The organism is Vibrio scophthalmi LMG 19158, assembly GCF_000222585.1.
In the GTDB taxonomy this organism is placed as follows: domain Bacteria; phylum Pseudomonadota; class Gammaproteobacteria; order Enterobacterales; family Vibrionaceae; genus Vibrio; species Vibrio scophthalmi.
The window spans coordinates 13,658-28,468 of the sequence record NZ_AFWE01000150.1 but is presented as its reverse complement, the minus strand read 5'-3'; the positions used below and the strand labels follow the sequence as shown (position 1 = coordinate 28,468).

At 44.7% G+C, this 14,811-nt stretch carries 13 protein-coding genes and 1 pseudogene; 4 read left to right on the top strand and 10 right to left on the bottom strand.

Annotated features, from left to right (window positions below):
• Positions 1 to 37 precede the first annotated feature (37 nt).
• Positions 38 to 973, bottom strand: coding sequence for a bifunctional riboflavin kinase/FAD synthetase (ribF, locus tag RH88_RS11720; protein ID WP_005596138.1), 936 nt, complete (start codon positions 971 to 973; stop codon positions 38 to 40).
• A gap of 66 nt (positions 974 to 1,039) precedes the next feature.
• A complete protein-coding gene (murJ, locus tag RH88_RS11715; RefSeq protein ID WP_005596136.1) occupies positions 1,040 to 2,602 on the bottom strand; it encodes a murein biosynthesis integral membrane protein MurJ in 1,563 nt (520 codons plus the stop codon).
• A gap of 259 nt (positions 2,603 to 2,861) precedes the next feature.
• Between murJ and rpsT the strand changes: the two genes are divergently transcribed.
• Positions 2,862 to 3,122 (top strand): 30S ribosomal protein S20, encoded by a 261-nt coding sequence (gene rpsT, locus RH88_RS11710; RefSeq protein ID WP_005596135.1) that lies wholly within the window; start codon positions 2,862 to 2,864, stop codon positions 3,120 to 3,122.
• A 94-nt stretch (positions 3,123 to 3,216) separates the two neighbouring features.
• Here the strand turns inward: rpsT and RH88_RS11705 are convergent.
• Together RH88_RS11705 and nhaR are read right to left on the bottom strand one after the other, a co-directional pair.
• A pseudogene (locus RH88_RS11705) lies at positions 3,217 to 3,514 on the bottom strand (ArsR/SmtB family transcription factor).
• 118 nt (positions 3,515 to 3,632) lie between these two features.
• Positions 3,633 to 4,523 (bottom strand): transcriptional activator NhaR, encoded by an 891-nt coding sequence (gene nhaR, locus RH88_RS11700; protein WP_005596132.1) that lies wholly within the window; start codon positions 4,521 to 4,523, stop codon positions 3,633 to 3,635.
• 425 nt (positions 4,524 to 4,948) lie between these two features.
• Between nhaR and RH88_RS11695 the strand changes: the two genes are divergently transcribed.
• Entirely contained in the window at positions 4,949 to 6,094 is a 1,146-nt protein-coding gene (locus RH88_RS11695; RefSeq protein ID WP_040757945.1) for a Na/Pi symporter, read from the top strand.
• A 519-nt stretch (positions 6,095 to 6,613) separates the two neighbouring features.
• Here RH88_RS11695 and RH88_RS11690 read toward each other — a convergent pair.
• The 5 genes from RH88_RS11690 to rppH are packed head-to-tail and all read right to left on the bottom strand — an operon-like array spanning position 6,614 to position 11,910.
• Positions 6,614 to 7,465, bottom strand: coding sequence for a thymidylate synthase (locus RH88_RS11690; protein WP_005596129.1), 852 nt, complete (start codon positions 7,463 to 7,465; stop codon positions 6,614 to 6,616).
• Between the two features lie 9 nt (positions 7,466 to 7,474).
• Entirely contained in the window at positions 7,475 to 8,299 is an 825-nt protein-coding gene (gene lgt, locus RH88_RS11685) for a prolipoprotein diacylglyceryl transferase (protein ID WP_005596128.1), read from the bottom strand.
• 42 nt (positions 8,300 to 8,341) lie between these two features.
• Positions 8,342 to 9,133 carry a sulfite exporter TauE/SafE family protein gene (locus RH88_RS11680; protein ID WP_040757942.1) on the bottom strand — a complete coding sequence of 264 codons (792 nt, stop codon included), beginning with the start codon at positions 9,131 to 9,133 and terminating at the stop codon, positions 8,342 to 8,344.
• A 9-nt stretch (positions 9,134 to 9,142) separates the two neighbouring features.
• On the bottom strand, positions 9,143 to 11,389 hold the full coding sequence (gene ptsP, locus RH88_RS11675) for a phosphoenolpyruvate--protein phosphotransferase (protein ID WP_005596125.1): 2,247 nt from the start codon (positions 11,387 to 11,389) through the stop codon (positions 9,143 to 9,145).
• A gap of 2 nt (positions 11,390 to 11,391) precedes the next feature.
• On the bottom strand, positions 11,392 to 11,910 hold the full coding sequence (gene rppH / locus RH88_RS11670; RefSeq protein WP_005596124.1) for an RNA pyrophosphohydrolase: 519 nt from the start codon (positions 11,908 to 11,910) through the stop codon (positions 11,392 to 11,394).
• Between the two features lie 618 nt (positions 11,911 to 12,528).
• Between rppH and mutH the strand changes: the two genes are divergently transcribed.
• Positions 12,529 to 13,194, top strand: coding sequence for a DNA mismatch repair endonuclease MutH (mutH, locus tag RH88_RS11665; protein WP_005596122.1), 666 nt, complete (start codon positions 12,529 to 12,531; stop codon positions 13,192 to 13,194).
• A 21-nt stretch (positions 13,195 to 13,215) separates the two neighbouring features.
• Here the strand turns inward: mutH and RH88_RS11660 are convergent, their stop codons facing one another.
• Positions 13,216 to 13,527 (bottom strand): DUF6482 family protein, encoded by a 312-nt coding sequence (locus RH88_RS11660; protein ID WP_005596121.1) that lies wholly within the window; start codon positions 13,525 to 13,527, stop codon positions 13,216 to 13,218.
• 218 nt (positions 13,528 to 13,745) lie between these two features.
• On the opposite strand from RH88_RS11660, the gene RH88_RS11655 reads away from it, so the two are divergent.
• The gene (locus RH88_RS11655; protein WP_005596120.1) at positions 13,746 to 14,780 is read left to right on the top strand and encodes an NADP(H)-dependent aldo-keto reductase; all 1,035 of its coding nucleotides are present in this window, start codon (positions 13,746 to 13,748) and stop codon (positions 14,778 to 14,780) included.
• Positions 14,781 to 14,811: the final 31 nt, after the last annotated feature.

Genomic DNA, 14,811 nt, shown 5'->3' with positions numbered 1-14,811 from the left:
AAAGTTAGACATTATGGTTAACGGTGGAATAAACCGATTAACGCTTAAACTGACGCAGCCACACCCTTGCTGCCTCAGCATCCAATTCAATTTGCTGTTTTAAAGCATCGAATGACTCAAATTTATGTTCATCACGAAGCTTTTGCAAAAGTACTATTTCTAGTTGTTTGCCATATAAATTGGCCTGGAAGTCAAATAAGTGTACTTCCAGTTGCTGACGAACGCCATTGACTGTTGGTCTTTGGCCAATATTCGCCACCCCTCCTATCGCTTGTTCTCCAAGCCCTAACGCCTGTACAACATACACACCTGAAACAGGTGAGACACAACGTTTTAGAGGGATATTTGCCGTAGGAAAACCGATCGTTCTCCCCAGCTTGCGGCCATGTGAAACACGGCCACTAATACTGTAATCACGCCCCAACATTTGTGCGGCGGCTGGTAAATCATCTTGCGCGAGGGCATTGCGAATTGCAGTACTGCTAACACGCAGTTGCTGCAAACAAAAACTCTGCGTACTGACGACGTCAAAGCCGTAGCGTTTTCCGGCTTGTTGCAGCATCGCAAAGTCACCTTTGCGGCCACGGCCGAAACAAAAATCATCACCAATGACGAGAAACTTAACACCCAATCGCTTGACCAACAAGTCAGTAATAAATTCATCTGCCGTTAAGCTGGCAAAATAAGTATTAAAACTAACGCAGAGCAAACGATCGATATCCAACTTATTCAGTTGAACAAACTTGTCTCTCAATCGAGTTAAACGCGCCGGCGCTTTGTCTTTGGCAAACAATTCCAAAGGCTGAGGTTCAAACGTCATCACCATTGAAGGTAGATCTAACGCCTTGGCTTGCAGGGAGACTTGTTCAAGTACTGCCTGATGACCAAGATGGACGCCATCAAAGTTTCCTATGGTAAGCACACACCCTTGATGGTGCGGCTGAATGTTGTGAATGCCTCGAATCAATTCCATTGGGAGTTGCTTACTGCCTTTTCAATTTGCACGACGTGAAACCGACGGATTATATACCAAGCGCAGCTACTCTGTCGCTGCTTTTAAATCTTTAAGGCGCACACCTAGTACCAGTAGACAAACCAGATAAACCGTCGCACCTAGGCCGATCAGCATGGTTAGCGCCATCACTCGTTCAACAAAGCTCCATGCTAGCCAAACATCGATTTCTTCTAGTTGCCACACAATCGCCGCCACCATTGCACCACCAGCAATCACCAGACGAGCGATGAAAAATAAGGTTTTCTTGCTGATCTGATAAACACCTTGCAGATGTAGTCCTCTATATAGCAACGCCATGTTGACCAAGGCAGACAGAGCCGTTGCCATTGCAAGTCCTACGTAACCATAGAAATAAGCAAAAATCGCGTTAAACACCATATTGGTGCTCATTGCGATAATGCCGTATTTCACTGGCGTCTTGGTATCTTGTCGCGAGTAATAGCCAGGCGCTAACACCTTAATCAACATAAAGTTTAAAAGACCCGAGGCATAGGCAAACAATGAGAGTGATGCTTGCTGAACATCATGGGGAGAAAATTCCCCCCGCATAAACAGCACCATCAGCATCGGTTTTGCCAGCACCATTAAACCTAGCATAGCGGGTAAACCCAGTAAGATAACCATGCGCACCCCCCAATCCATGGTGCTAGCAAAGCCTTCGCTATGCGCATCAACGTGTTTACGGGATAAAGCCGGTAGGATTACTGTCGCAATCGCGATGCCAAATAGGCCTAATGGAAACTCCAGTAGACGATCAGAGTAGTACAACCAACTGATTGAGCCGGTTTGCAAGAAGCTGGCAATAAACGTATCAAGCAGTAAGTTAATTTGGCTAACCGAAACGCCAAATAACGCCGGGATCATCAGGGTACGTATTTTCACTACACCCGGATCGCGCCACCCCCATTGAGGTTTCACCATCACACCCGCTTTGATTAGAAACGGAATTTGAAACAGGAACTGTACTAAACCGCCCAGAAAAACCCCAATCGCCAAACCAATCTCAGGCTGCGACAACTGTGGAGCGATAAACCAAGCCGAAAAAATGATCATTACGTTTAGGAAAACCGGCGTAAATGACGAGACAGCAAATTTACCTAAGGTGTTGAGTATCGCCCCAGAGAGTGCGACAAAGGTGATGAACCATAAATAAGGAAAGGTAATTTTGAGCATGAAGCTCGCCAACTCAAACTTTTCAGCAGAAGGACCACCGTTAAGCCAATCTAAAAACCAGCCAAAGCCAAATAAAGCAGTGACAACGCCAGAACCTAAAACCCCCAGCAACGTCACAATAGAGACAATCACACCAAGTGTCCCCGCCGCCCGAGCAATAAGTTGACGGGTTTTATCCATATCGCCTTGGGCGTAGTTTTCAGTTAATACCGGTACAAAGGCCTGTGAAAAAGCCCCTTCCGCAAACAAACGACGCAGGAAGTTCGGGATTTTATTGGCAAAGAAAAACACATCGGCACTCGCCCCTGCGCCCATTAAATTGGCAACGACCACATCGCGGACTAAACCAAGCACACGAGAAATTAAAGTCATCGCGCTGACGATCATGCCAGACTTGAGTAGACGTTTACTCACAAACACCTCAAAAATATGCAATACTTGGTTAATCTGACCTAATAGATGAAGGAAAGTCGGATTCAAGGCAGATAAGTATTAGCATTGAAAAAAAAATACTGATAGAATCCCCGCCATCTTAACCGTGATGACTCGTTGAATCCAAAATTTGTTTTGGCTGAGACTGGTTTTTGCACAAATCAATTGACATTTCGGCGCAAATAAGGGATATTCCCTGCCCTTAAATTGTCACCGAACTAAGTTTTTGGGAGTTAGACCCTTGGCAAATAGTAAATCTGCTAAGAAGCGCGCTATCCAAGCTGAGAAACGTCGCCAGCACAACGCTAGCCGTCGTTCTATGATGCGCACTTACATGAAGAAAACTGTTGCTGCTATCGAAGCAGGCGACAAAGAAGCTGCAACTGCTGCATTTGCATCAGTTACACCAATCCTAGACCGCATGGCGACTAAAGGCCTTATTCATAAGAATAAAGCTGCTCGTCACAAGTCTCGTTTTGTTGCTGCGATCAAAGCTCTTTAATTAGAACTCTGATTCCCAGTGAAGAAAAACCGGCTCTCGCCGGTTTTTTTATATCTAAAATTTGGTTGTTCTGACCGTTTCCGTGACTATCCACTTAATCGCTACAATAAATATTGTGCAATAGTTCGATCATCGCCTTCACTTCTTTGCTGCTTAACGTGTAATAGACGGTCTGCGCTTCTTTACGTGTATTGACTAACCCATCACGACGTAGCCACGCCAAATGCTGAGATAACGCTGATTGGCTCAATGCCAATTTATTACACAGCTCACCCACCGACATTTCCTGATTATGCAACATGCAGAGGATCTGTAAACGCCGTTCATTCGCCATGGCTTTTAATAACACCACCGCTTGGGTAGAGTTTTTTTTCCATCTCTTGCACATTCATCAGGTACTACTCCTCGGAACAGCAAAACTTCTCACAAGAGGTTTTGGGTAAATTAGACTAAATTATCAATTAGATGTCTCAATGATGTTAATCGATCTCGTTTGCTGAGTAAAAGCGATCAATTAAATAGAGTGCTAAAATCCGCATCACATACGTTTTTTACCGCAGGGTGTTGAATCATTCTCTCTGCAAATATGACGTAGTACTCTTCTTTGAGCTCATCGATGTGGCCAATTAACTGTAATGGAATGTCATCGCCCACTTCAGTCATATATAAAGAGGGCGCTAAAAAAATCACATCTTTGTGGTAACGAGCAAAAGCCTTCATTAAGGCAACATCATCAAACTCACCTAACACATTAGGCTGAATACCTTGCCTATCAAACCACTCTATGACTTTACGCCCCATCGCGGTGCGACTACCGGGGATCAAAAGCTTACGCTGTTCTAAGATGGCAGGAAACGACAAGTCATCAACATTGCCGGAGCAGAAAAAACTCATGCGACTTTCACCGAGTTTTTTACTAAACAAACCAGGGCTCTGGCCAGAATCCACTGGGCAATCCGATAAAATCATATCCAACTTATGCTGCGCGAGTTGTTCCAATAGCATTTCGTGAGTCGATTCAAAACAGCGTAAATGGATGCTGTTATCGCTTGGCACCGTGGTCATTAAAATTTTACTGACGAGCCGTTTTGACAATGCATCAGCGACACCGACATCAAATAAAATGTTTGAGTGCTGGCTGTAATTGACAATATCCAGCATTTCATAACTAAGGCCGAACATGCGATCGGCATACTTAAAGACCAATTGCCCCAACTCTGTTGGCTCAACACTGCGGCCATTACGCTTAGTTAACTTACCATCCAAGCGTTCTTCGAGCGCTTTGATTTGCCCTGTGACTGTCTGTGGGGTAAGGAAAAGAGCCTCCGCCGCTTTCGTCACTGAGCCTTGCTTGCAGACCATCCAAAAATAGTACACATGGTTATAGTTTAAATGGGACATAAGACTTCTTTCGCACTCAATTCGGTAATGATATCTCTGCTTTAGATTATCTCAGCTGTAAAAAATGACAACAATAACTCGCTATATACGAACAATCTCCGGAATTTGGAAAGTTTTTCCGAATCCAAAAAAGCATTTATGACAGCGTACTGTCATAAAACAGCTGATAAAAATGGCTTTAAACGCTTTTTTTGATAATTTTTGCGACTTGCACAACATTTAAACATACCAATAAAATCCAATTGTAATCAGCAACTTAAATGCAATTCATTTCCCTGTAAACATAGATCACCACCTATACATCATAAAATTCGATTTGTTACATCGAACTGTAATATTACTGAAATATTTCCACTCTAGTATCGCCCTCAGATTAAACATACAGACCAAAACGAAGATTCTAACGGTCAATGGAGAAAATTATGATGAACCAAGCTACTTCTACAGCAGCGCCAATTTCGAGCACTACTCGCTGGTTACGCTGGGCTAACTTGGCATTCATGTTGTACTTACTACTGCTTGCAGTTTCTATGGTAGGTACAGGTTTTAAATGGTCAGTCGGTGATCAAGCGAAGGTTCTATTTGAATTTGCTTCGCACCCAGTCGCTGGCTTAATGATTGGTCTTGTTGCTACGGCACTGATTCAATCATCAAGTACCGTTACTTCTATTATCGTCGGCCTTGTAGCTGGTGGTTTACCTGTAGAGACAGCAATACCTATGGTTATGGGTGCCAATATCGGTACAACTGTAACAAATACTCTTGTGTCTCTTGGTCATATGCGCTGTAAAGAAGAGTTCCGCCGTGCGTTTGCTAGTGCAACCATTCACGACTTCTTCAACCTATTGGCAGTATCTATTTTCCTACCACTTGAGATGATGTTCGGTATTCTGGACAAGATTTCTCATTGGTTAGTATCGCCACTGCTAGCAACTGGTGATATGAGCATGGGCGGTTTTGACTTTATCAAGCCAATCACTAAGCCAGTGATCACCGCTATCCAAGGTCCTCTAGGTTCATTTGGTAACACGGTTGGCGGCGTAATGCTAATCGTACTAGGTATCGCGACTATCTTCCTAGCTATCACCGTAATGGGTAAACTAATGAAAGGCCTAATGGTTGGTCGTGCTCGTGACATTTTGAAGAACGCGATTGGTCGTGGCCCTATCCACGGTATCGTTTCAGGTTCAATCGTAACAGTGTTGGTTCAGTCATCTTCTACAACAACAAGCCTAATGGTTCCACTAGTAGGTACTGGTGTGTTGAAAGTACGTGATGTTTACCCATTCACTCTAGGTGCGAACATCGGTACGTGTATTACAGCTCTACTGGCAGCAACAGCAGTTTCAGGTGAGTTTGCAGTATTCGCACTACAGATTGCTCTGGTACACCTAGTATTCAACCTAATGGCAACCGTATTCATCTTTGGTATCCCGTTCCTACGTGAGATTCCGGTGAAATGTGCTGAATGGCTTGCTGATATGGCAATCAAAAACAAAGCAGTTGTAGCCGCATACTTACTATTCGTATTCATCGTGCTACCAGGTTCAATCCTAGCGCTGACTGTATAATAAAACGTTCCACACCTTTGCTTGCTAAGCCCCCGTCGAAAGTCGGGGGCTTTTTTTCGTTCTTAAGAGTGAAAAGGAATCGAGAATCTAGAGATGAGAATCGAGAAAAGAGCAGGAGGCTCTGCTGCGAGCAGCGAGAAACTGAAAGGAGCGCCGAGAATCTAGAGAGCAGAATCGAGAAAAGAGCAGGAGCGCTTTGCTGCGAGAAGCGAGAGACAAAAAAGAGCGTCAGAATCTAGAATCGGGAAAGGCAACTGGATCGGTAATTGATGGTTTTATCGTATCCAACAAACCAAAGGCTAGATTCCCTATCCTGTGCTGACGCACTGTAGGGAATGACATCAGCACGCTTCATCGTGGTAAAAAATCGGCTACCTATAACCTCAAGAGATGAAGTCGAGTCCCCATCTCGATTCCCAACTCTCTACTTCTCGCCTCTCAATTCTGCTCCCCCCACCTTCTGCAAGGCAAAAAAAAGGCTGACACTCGGTCAGCCTTCTCTCATAACGCTCTTGGGAGTTAAACCGAGAACGGGAATTTAATTGCTTCGTGTGACTCGTAGCCTTCGACCCAAAAGTCATCCAAGGTTACCCACGTTTCTAAATCTTCCAATGACTTAATTTCTGGGTTGATATGGAAAGTCGCTGGTGCCAGCGGTTCACGCTTTAACTGCACATCACGCATCAGCTCTAACTGATCCTCGTAAATATGTGCATTCACAATCTTATGGTAAGCCACACCCGCTTTCTTACCGGTGATTTGCGCCATAATCGCGAGGAAGACGTAAACCTGAACCATATTGAAGTTCAAACCAAGAGGCACATCACATGAACGCTGCGTGCTGTTGAGATACAGAGTATCACCGAGCAGTGAAAAATGGTGGCTGTACATACAAGGACGCAGACAACCCATATGGAACTCACCCGGGTTATAGAAATTCAAAATTTCACCACGGTCATCCACGCCACGCGTTAGATCATCAACAATCTTACGCAATTGATCGATATGACCACCATCTGGTTTTGCCCACGCACGGCCTTGTACACCGTAGACGCGGCCCATATCATCTTCACCTTTACGGTATGGGTTATTAAGCCAAGCGTCGTTCAAGTTTGCGTTGGCATCCCATGTTTTGGTGCCTAGCTGACGAAAATCTTCTGCATTGTCGTAACCACGAATGTAGCCAAGCAGCTCAGCAACCGCTGATTTCCAAAAGCTCTTACGCGTCGTCACTAACGGGAATTGGTTGTTAGCCACATCGTAGGTCAAATCGGCATTAATCACCGTAAGGCAACGCTTACCCGTACGTTCATTTGCTACCCACTCACCATGGTCAACGATTCGCTGACAGAGATCTAAATACTGTTTCACACCAATTCCTTACTTCGCGTTCTGTTGAGGGAGTTCATCTTTGTAGTGACCACGTTTGTATGCCCAAACCATCAGGGATACACCAATCACAATCATCGGCGTCGATAGAATTTGTCCCATAGAGATAAATCCACCAAACAAGCCTAGCTGTGCATCGGGCTCACGTACATACTCGACTAAGAAGCGGAATGTACCATAACCGGCTAAGAAGAGTCCTGACACAGATCCAAGTGGGCGTGGCTTTTTGATAAACCAGTTCAAAATAAAGAACAACACGATGCCTTCAAGCGCCATTTCATATAGCTGAGATGGGTGACGAGGAAGCGGTCCGCCATTAGGGAAAACGATCGCCCAAGGCACATCAGTCACGCGGCCCCAAAGCTCACTGTTCATGAAGTTCCCCATGCGTCCCATACCTAAACCAAACGGTACTAATGGCGCGATAAAATCAGCAACACCAAAGAAAGTGCGACCGTTTTTACGTGCATACCAGAACATGGCCGTGATGACACCTAATAAGCCACCGTGGAATGACATACCACCGGTCCACACTTTGAATAGATAAAGTGGGTCTTGCAGAAATAAATCAAAATTATAAAACAGCACGTAGCCAATACGGCCACCAATCACAACCCCTAAAAAACCAGCAAACAGGAGATCAGAAACCTGCTCACGATTCCAGCCACTCCCCGGCTTATCTGCACGGCGATTCGCCAGCCACAGAGCAAAAGCAAAACCGATCAAATACATCAAGCCATACCAGCGAATAGACAGTGGGCCGATGGAAACTAAAACAGGATCGATATTAGGAAATTCAAAGTATCCCTGAGACATAAACAGATAACTCTTGTAATGATTGATTTAGATGAGATTACGTTATAGCAGCATAGTTCCTGCTACGAACATCAAAAATAGTGCAAATATTTTTTTCAGTACTGTTGTTGGCAGTGAAGTGGCTAACTTAGCACCAACACGCGTGGTCAACATCGACGTTGAAGCAATCGCAGCCAATGCTGGCAAGTAAACATAGCCTAGGCTAAAAGCTGGCAAATTATCCGCACTGTAGCCATTGAGGATGAAGCCTATCATGCCTGAGATAGCAAGAACACAACCGCACACCGATGACGACCCGACGGCCTTGCGCATTTCAACACCATGACGATTAAGAAATGGCACGGTAAGAGAACCACCGCCAATGCCCGCTAGACTCGAAACAAGTCCAATCAGCGAGCCATAAAACGCCGTTAAACCGCTTGCTGGCATGCTTCTTTGTGTGATGCTCTTCATTGACATTAACATCTGTAACGCTAAGCAAAGCACTATAACGCCAAACACTTTCGGTAGATAATCGGCAGGAATCCATTCAGCGATATTGGCTCCAATGAAGCCACCAATGACGACACCGGGCATCAACCACTTAATGACGAACATATCGACATTGCCCAGTTTTAAATGATTGAGTGCAGATGAGCCGGAAGTCACAATGATGGTCGCGAGGGAGGTTGCAAGCGCAATATTCATTGAAATTGCAGCATCAATGCCTGCTTGTGGTAACAGAATCAATAAGGCAGGTACGACGATAAGCCCGCCACCAATTCCAAGTAGCCCGGCCATAACGCCAACAAAAGATCCCAAGATTAACATTAGGATCAACAATTCTATCGTCACGCTATACCCTTATTTGTTACCAGCTCGAATAAAGCCAGAGAAGCCTTTCTGCTCGAAAAAATCTTGCATCATAGTATAAATATCTTTGCCGTATGGCTGCATCAGTGCTTTGTCAGCTAACTGTTTTAATTCATCCACTTGTGTATTGCGCAGTAAGTATTTTACCTTGGCCACATTAGAAGTGTTCATACTCAAGCTGCGATAGCCAAGGCCAACCATCAATAATGCGCCAATCGGGTCACCCGCCAACTCACCACAAATACAAACGGGTAGCCGCAACTGTGCGCAGCTTTGATGGATATGATTCAACGCCATAATCACCGCAGGATGCATCGACTCATACACATCCGAAACCCGTGAGTTATTGCGATCGACGGCTAACAGGTATTGAGTTAAATCGTTAGTTCCGACGGAGACAAAATCGACTTTATCCGCAATCAATGGCAACAAATAAAGCATCGATGGCACTTCAATCATAATACCGATGTGTGGTCTAACGATTCGGGGATCAAGCAATGACAGCTCTTGATAGGCTTGTTCAATAAAAACAATCGCATCATCCAGCTCTTGCGCTCCAGAGATCATTGGCAACAGAATGCTCAAGTTCTGCGTCTCTGCACTCGCCTTCATCATGGCGCGAATTTGCATTAAAAAGATATCGGGATGATCGAGCGTAAAACGGATACCACGCCAACCTAAAAAGGGATTGTCCTCTTCAATTGGCAAATAAGGTAATGCCTTATCACCGCCGATGTCCAAAGTCCGCATCACCACACGTTTGTCAGGGTAAGTACTTAATACTGAATGATATTGCTGTGTTTGCTCTTCTTCTGAAGGAAAGCGATGCTGCAGCAAGAAACTAATTTCGGTGCGATATAAACCCACGCCATCAACGCCTTGGTTAACCGCAATATTGGCATCGGCACTCAAGCCTGCGTTGAGTAAGATTTCGATTCGTTCGCCATCAGCGGTAAAGGCCGACTCTTCAATACGTTGATTGACCATGTTGGCCAATTCACGCTCTTCGTTGGCTAAAGCGCGGTATTCTTTTAATAGTTGGCGACTTGGCGAGACTAAAATTTTGCCACTATAACCATCGACAATGCCTTTTTTACCATTAATGCTATCGAGGTTAAGGTTAACGCCCATCACGGCAGGAATGCCTAATGCGCGCGATAAAATGGCGGCGTGAGAATTAGCAGCGCCTTCAAGTGAAATCACCGCCAGTAACTTGTCTTTGGGAATAGAAGCAATCAGCGACGCGGTCAGTTCACGGACGACAAAAATAACCGGTTGCTCAAATTGATGTTGTTCTTGCTCGGCATTGTGGAGGAAAAACAGCAACCGCTGGCCAAGTTCACGCACATCTTGCGCGCGCTCTTTTAAATAGCCATCGGTCATACGAGCAAAACGGTTGGAATACGTTTCAACCACTTGGCGTACCGCCCAGTCAGCGCGATCACCTTCTTGGATCTGTGCCTTAAGATCTTTGCGTAACATGGGATCATTAAGCAAGTGAGTAAACAGATCAAAAATGGCTAAGGTCTCTTTATTGATTTCGTTATCAAGCTTTTTACGCATTCTGCGGAAATCACTCAATGCCTCTTCAATCGCGAGCATTAACCACTCTTGTTCACGCTCAATATCAAGCGTAGAGGCCGGACGAACATCAGCGAGTTGCGGCTGTGAGTCATCCCACCAAAATGTGCCGATAGCGACACCAGAAGAAGCTGGTATACCACGAATGGCTTGCTGTTTCTTCTCTAAACGCCACTGACCTTGGGTTTGTGCATGCGCGATGATGACCGCCAACTGTGCAGCCAACGTGACAAGGAAAGACTCTTCCATTTCATCGAACTGACGGGGAGCCTTCTGCTGCACAACCAGCACGCCCAGCACTTGTTTTCGATAAATGATCGGCGTACCGAGAAAGCTCTGGTAAACCTTTTCACCTAGCTGAGAGAAGTATTTGTAGTTAGGGTGTTTTGATGCTTCAGCAAGGTTAAGTGGCTCGGCACTGCGTTTCACCAGCCCAACCAAACCTTCTTTGAAATGAATGTGGATTTTTTTGCCTTTGAAGCGCAAGCCTTGAGTTGCCATCAACTCAAGGCGCTGCATCTCTTCATTGGCGAGGTAGATGGTGCAACACTCCGTATTCATCGCAAGACACGTTTGTTGAACCAATAGCTCTAACGCGCTATGCACGTTTTCCACTTTGGAAACTTGTTCAACTATGTCCCTTAGTTGAGAAAGCATCACTACCCTCTTCGCGGTTTACGCTTACCTTTTGCTCGACGTTCTTTAAACGGCATAGCCATAGAAGCAAACTCCTTCATCGCTCGACGATATACATCGCGCTTAAAAGAGACGACTTGACGCACTGGGTACCAGTAACTCACCCAACGCCAACCATCAAACTCAGGGGAATTGCCACGTTGCATATTAATTTTGGACTCTTCACAATCCAAACGCAGCAAAAACCATTTCTGTTTTTGGCCGATACAAACAGGCTTTGAATCCCACCTCACCAATCGCTTTGGTAACTTATATCTTAACCAATGACGACTGGTCGCAACGATTTTGACGTCTTGCTTAGTGAGACCGACCTCTTCATACAATTCACGATACATGGCCTGTTCTGGGTTTTCCCCATCATCAATCCCCCCTTGAGGAAACTGCCATGAATGTTGTCCGTATCGTTTAGCCCAGAAGACCTGACCATGGTTGTTACAGATTACAATTCCCACATTTAAGCGGTAACCATCGCCATCTATCACTGGCCAACCTCTAATAAAATCTTTAATTACCGCGATTTTTCCACATATCCCCAAACGGAGCAAACTTACTAGTGTGACTAACACAGAAATTATCGCCGAATATCACCAAACTGGATAACTATTCGTCAGTTATGCGGTTATTCACACACTAATGAGACATAGACCACATTTATTCACCTTTTCTGTGTATAACTATGTGAAAAAGCGATCAACAAACATTTCCGTTGGAATAACACCTTGTTTGCGCAACAACAACACCATCAAAAACAAACTACAAAAACGAACAAAAACAAAACCTTAAACAAACAAGCGCATGAGTTGCCATTCTAAAATCAGTGATTATTAACACCAAGCAACGGAACGGTCAAAGATCAACCAACTGCATGTTTATCCACACACAGAGCAAAACGAATTAGGATCACCACAGAAAATCAAGCGTTATATGATCACAAAAACCTGTAAATTCATACATATGTCACCAAGATTAATAATTTTTACCATTTGCTTGTGGATAAACCCTGAATGACGATCTTTTCAGCAACTCGATGAGATTGACAGCAAGTCGCTATTTTTTTAGATCTCGCTACAATATCGGTAACTCAATCACGATATGACATGATGAAGCCAGAACCTCAATCCGAACAAGAACTGCTCGCACGCGCTCGCGATATTGCCGGGATCACTTTTGCCGAACTTGCCAATGAAGCAAAAATCAAAATACCGGCCGATCTTCGACGAGATAAAGGCTGGGTTGGCCAACTATTAGAGTGGCATTTAGGCGCAACCGCAGGAAGTAAGCCTCAACAAGATTTTGAGCAACTCGGTATTGAGCTAAAAACTATTCCGATTGGTTATCACGGTAAGCCACTTGAAACGACCTTTGTTTGTGTCGCGCCACTGACAGGCGTGCATGGTTTAACGTGGCAGCAAAGCCATGTTCGCAACAAGTTATCACGGGTATTGTGGGTGCCTGTTGAAGGCGAGCGCGAAATCCCGCTAGCCGAACGTCGAGTAGGCTCTCCGTTAATTTGGTCTCCAAACCAACAAGAAGAGCAGCAACTACAAACTGACTGGGAAGAGTTGATGGAGTTAATTGTCCTCGGCCAAGTTGAAAAAATTACCGCCAAACATGGTGAAGTGTTGCAACTCCGTCCCAAAGCGGCCAACAGCCGAGCACTAACCGATGCTTATGGCGCAAGTGGTAAAGTCATCAAAACGTTGCCACGAGGCTTTTATTTACGCACTCAATTTACCGCCAAGATCCTCAGTAATTACTACGCATAAGTCGACATAAATGTTTAGCGCTTAATGCGTCGTTAATGACATTTCAATATCGTGATACATCGGTCCATCAGTGGCACCAAATTCGTCATAAGTATTGTGCAAGCGCAAAAAAGCACGTTCGACACCTAAACGCAGCAACTCATCTTTCACCTGATCAAGCGACTCAAAATGAATGGGTTCGTTATCCACCAGCACAGGCTCAACCTTATGTTTGTACTCCACCGCGAGTAAATAGCACGATAGATCAGAACAACTGATAACAAACACCTTCGGTGGCTGATAACTCGATTGATGAAATCCATGAATCCACTTATCTAGTTGCTTACGATGCATAACTCCCCCTACTGTATTTTTTCACGGCAGTGAGCTCACTGGTTCAAATTGATGTTCATCCGTGAAACAGAGACTCCCTAGGTAAGTATAGGAACAGAATTGTCATTTTGTGCTTTAGCCATTTGGCTCAACTTATAAGCTGACTTATATTGAGCTAAAGCGTGAAATGTACAAAATTCAAACACGCCCATGAGCGTTACACAAAACAAGGAAAGCTTATGATCTATCACAAACTGCCGCATTCAAATTTAGAGATCAGCAAGATTTGCTTAGGGAGCATGACTTTTGGAGAACAAAACAGCCAAGCAGATGCCTTTAATCAGCTAGATTACGCGCTAGAGCGTGGGGTGAATTTTATTGATACTGCGGAAATGTATCCGGTGCCACCCAAACAAAATACTCAAGGTGCGACCGAACAATACATTGGCAATTGGTTAGAAAAATCAGGCAAACGTGAAAAAGTGGTGTTAGCTACCAAAGTCGCAGGGCCACGCAATGTGCCTTACATTCGTGATGATATGAAGTTAGACCGCCGTCATATCCATCAAGCTATTGATAATAGTTTGACGCGATTAAAAACCGATTATGTCGACTTGTACCAACTGCATTGGCCACAGCGACAAACCAATACTTTTGGTCAACTCAATTACCCTTACCCAGATGAACAGCAAGAAGTCACGTTAATCGAAACCTTAGAAGCCTTGGCGGAACTGATCCGCGATGGCAAAGTACGTTATATCGGTGTTTCTAACGAAACGCCATGGGGAGTGATGAGCTTACTCAAGTTAGCCGAGAAGCATAATCTGCCCCGTATTGTCTCAATCCAAAATCCCTACAACCTGCTAAATCGAAGCTTTGAAGTCGGCTTGGCTGAGATAAGCCACTTTGAAGGCGTCGAACTGCTGGCTTATTCACCTTTAGCATTTGGTTGTTTAAGTGGAAAATATCTCAATGGTCAACGACCTGAAGGTGCTCGTTGTTCTGTGTTTGAACGCTTTGTTCGTTACTTTACACCGCAAGGCATTGCCGCAACTCAAGCGTACGTTGAACTTGCCCGAGATCACGGCCTAGATCCCGCACAAATGGCATTAGCGTTTGTTAATCAGCGTCCATTTGTTGCCGCTAACATCATAGGCGCGACAACAATGGAACAACTGAAAATGAATATTGATAGTGTTTCTATCAAACTAAGTGATGCGATACTCGCAGATATTCAAGCAATTGGGACCACTTACTCCAACCCTTGCCCTTAACTATATTGGGGTGAACCAAATCAAAGGCTCA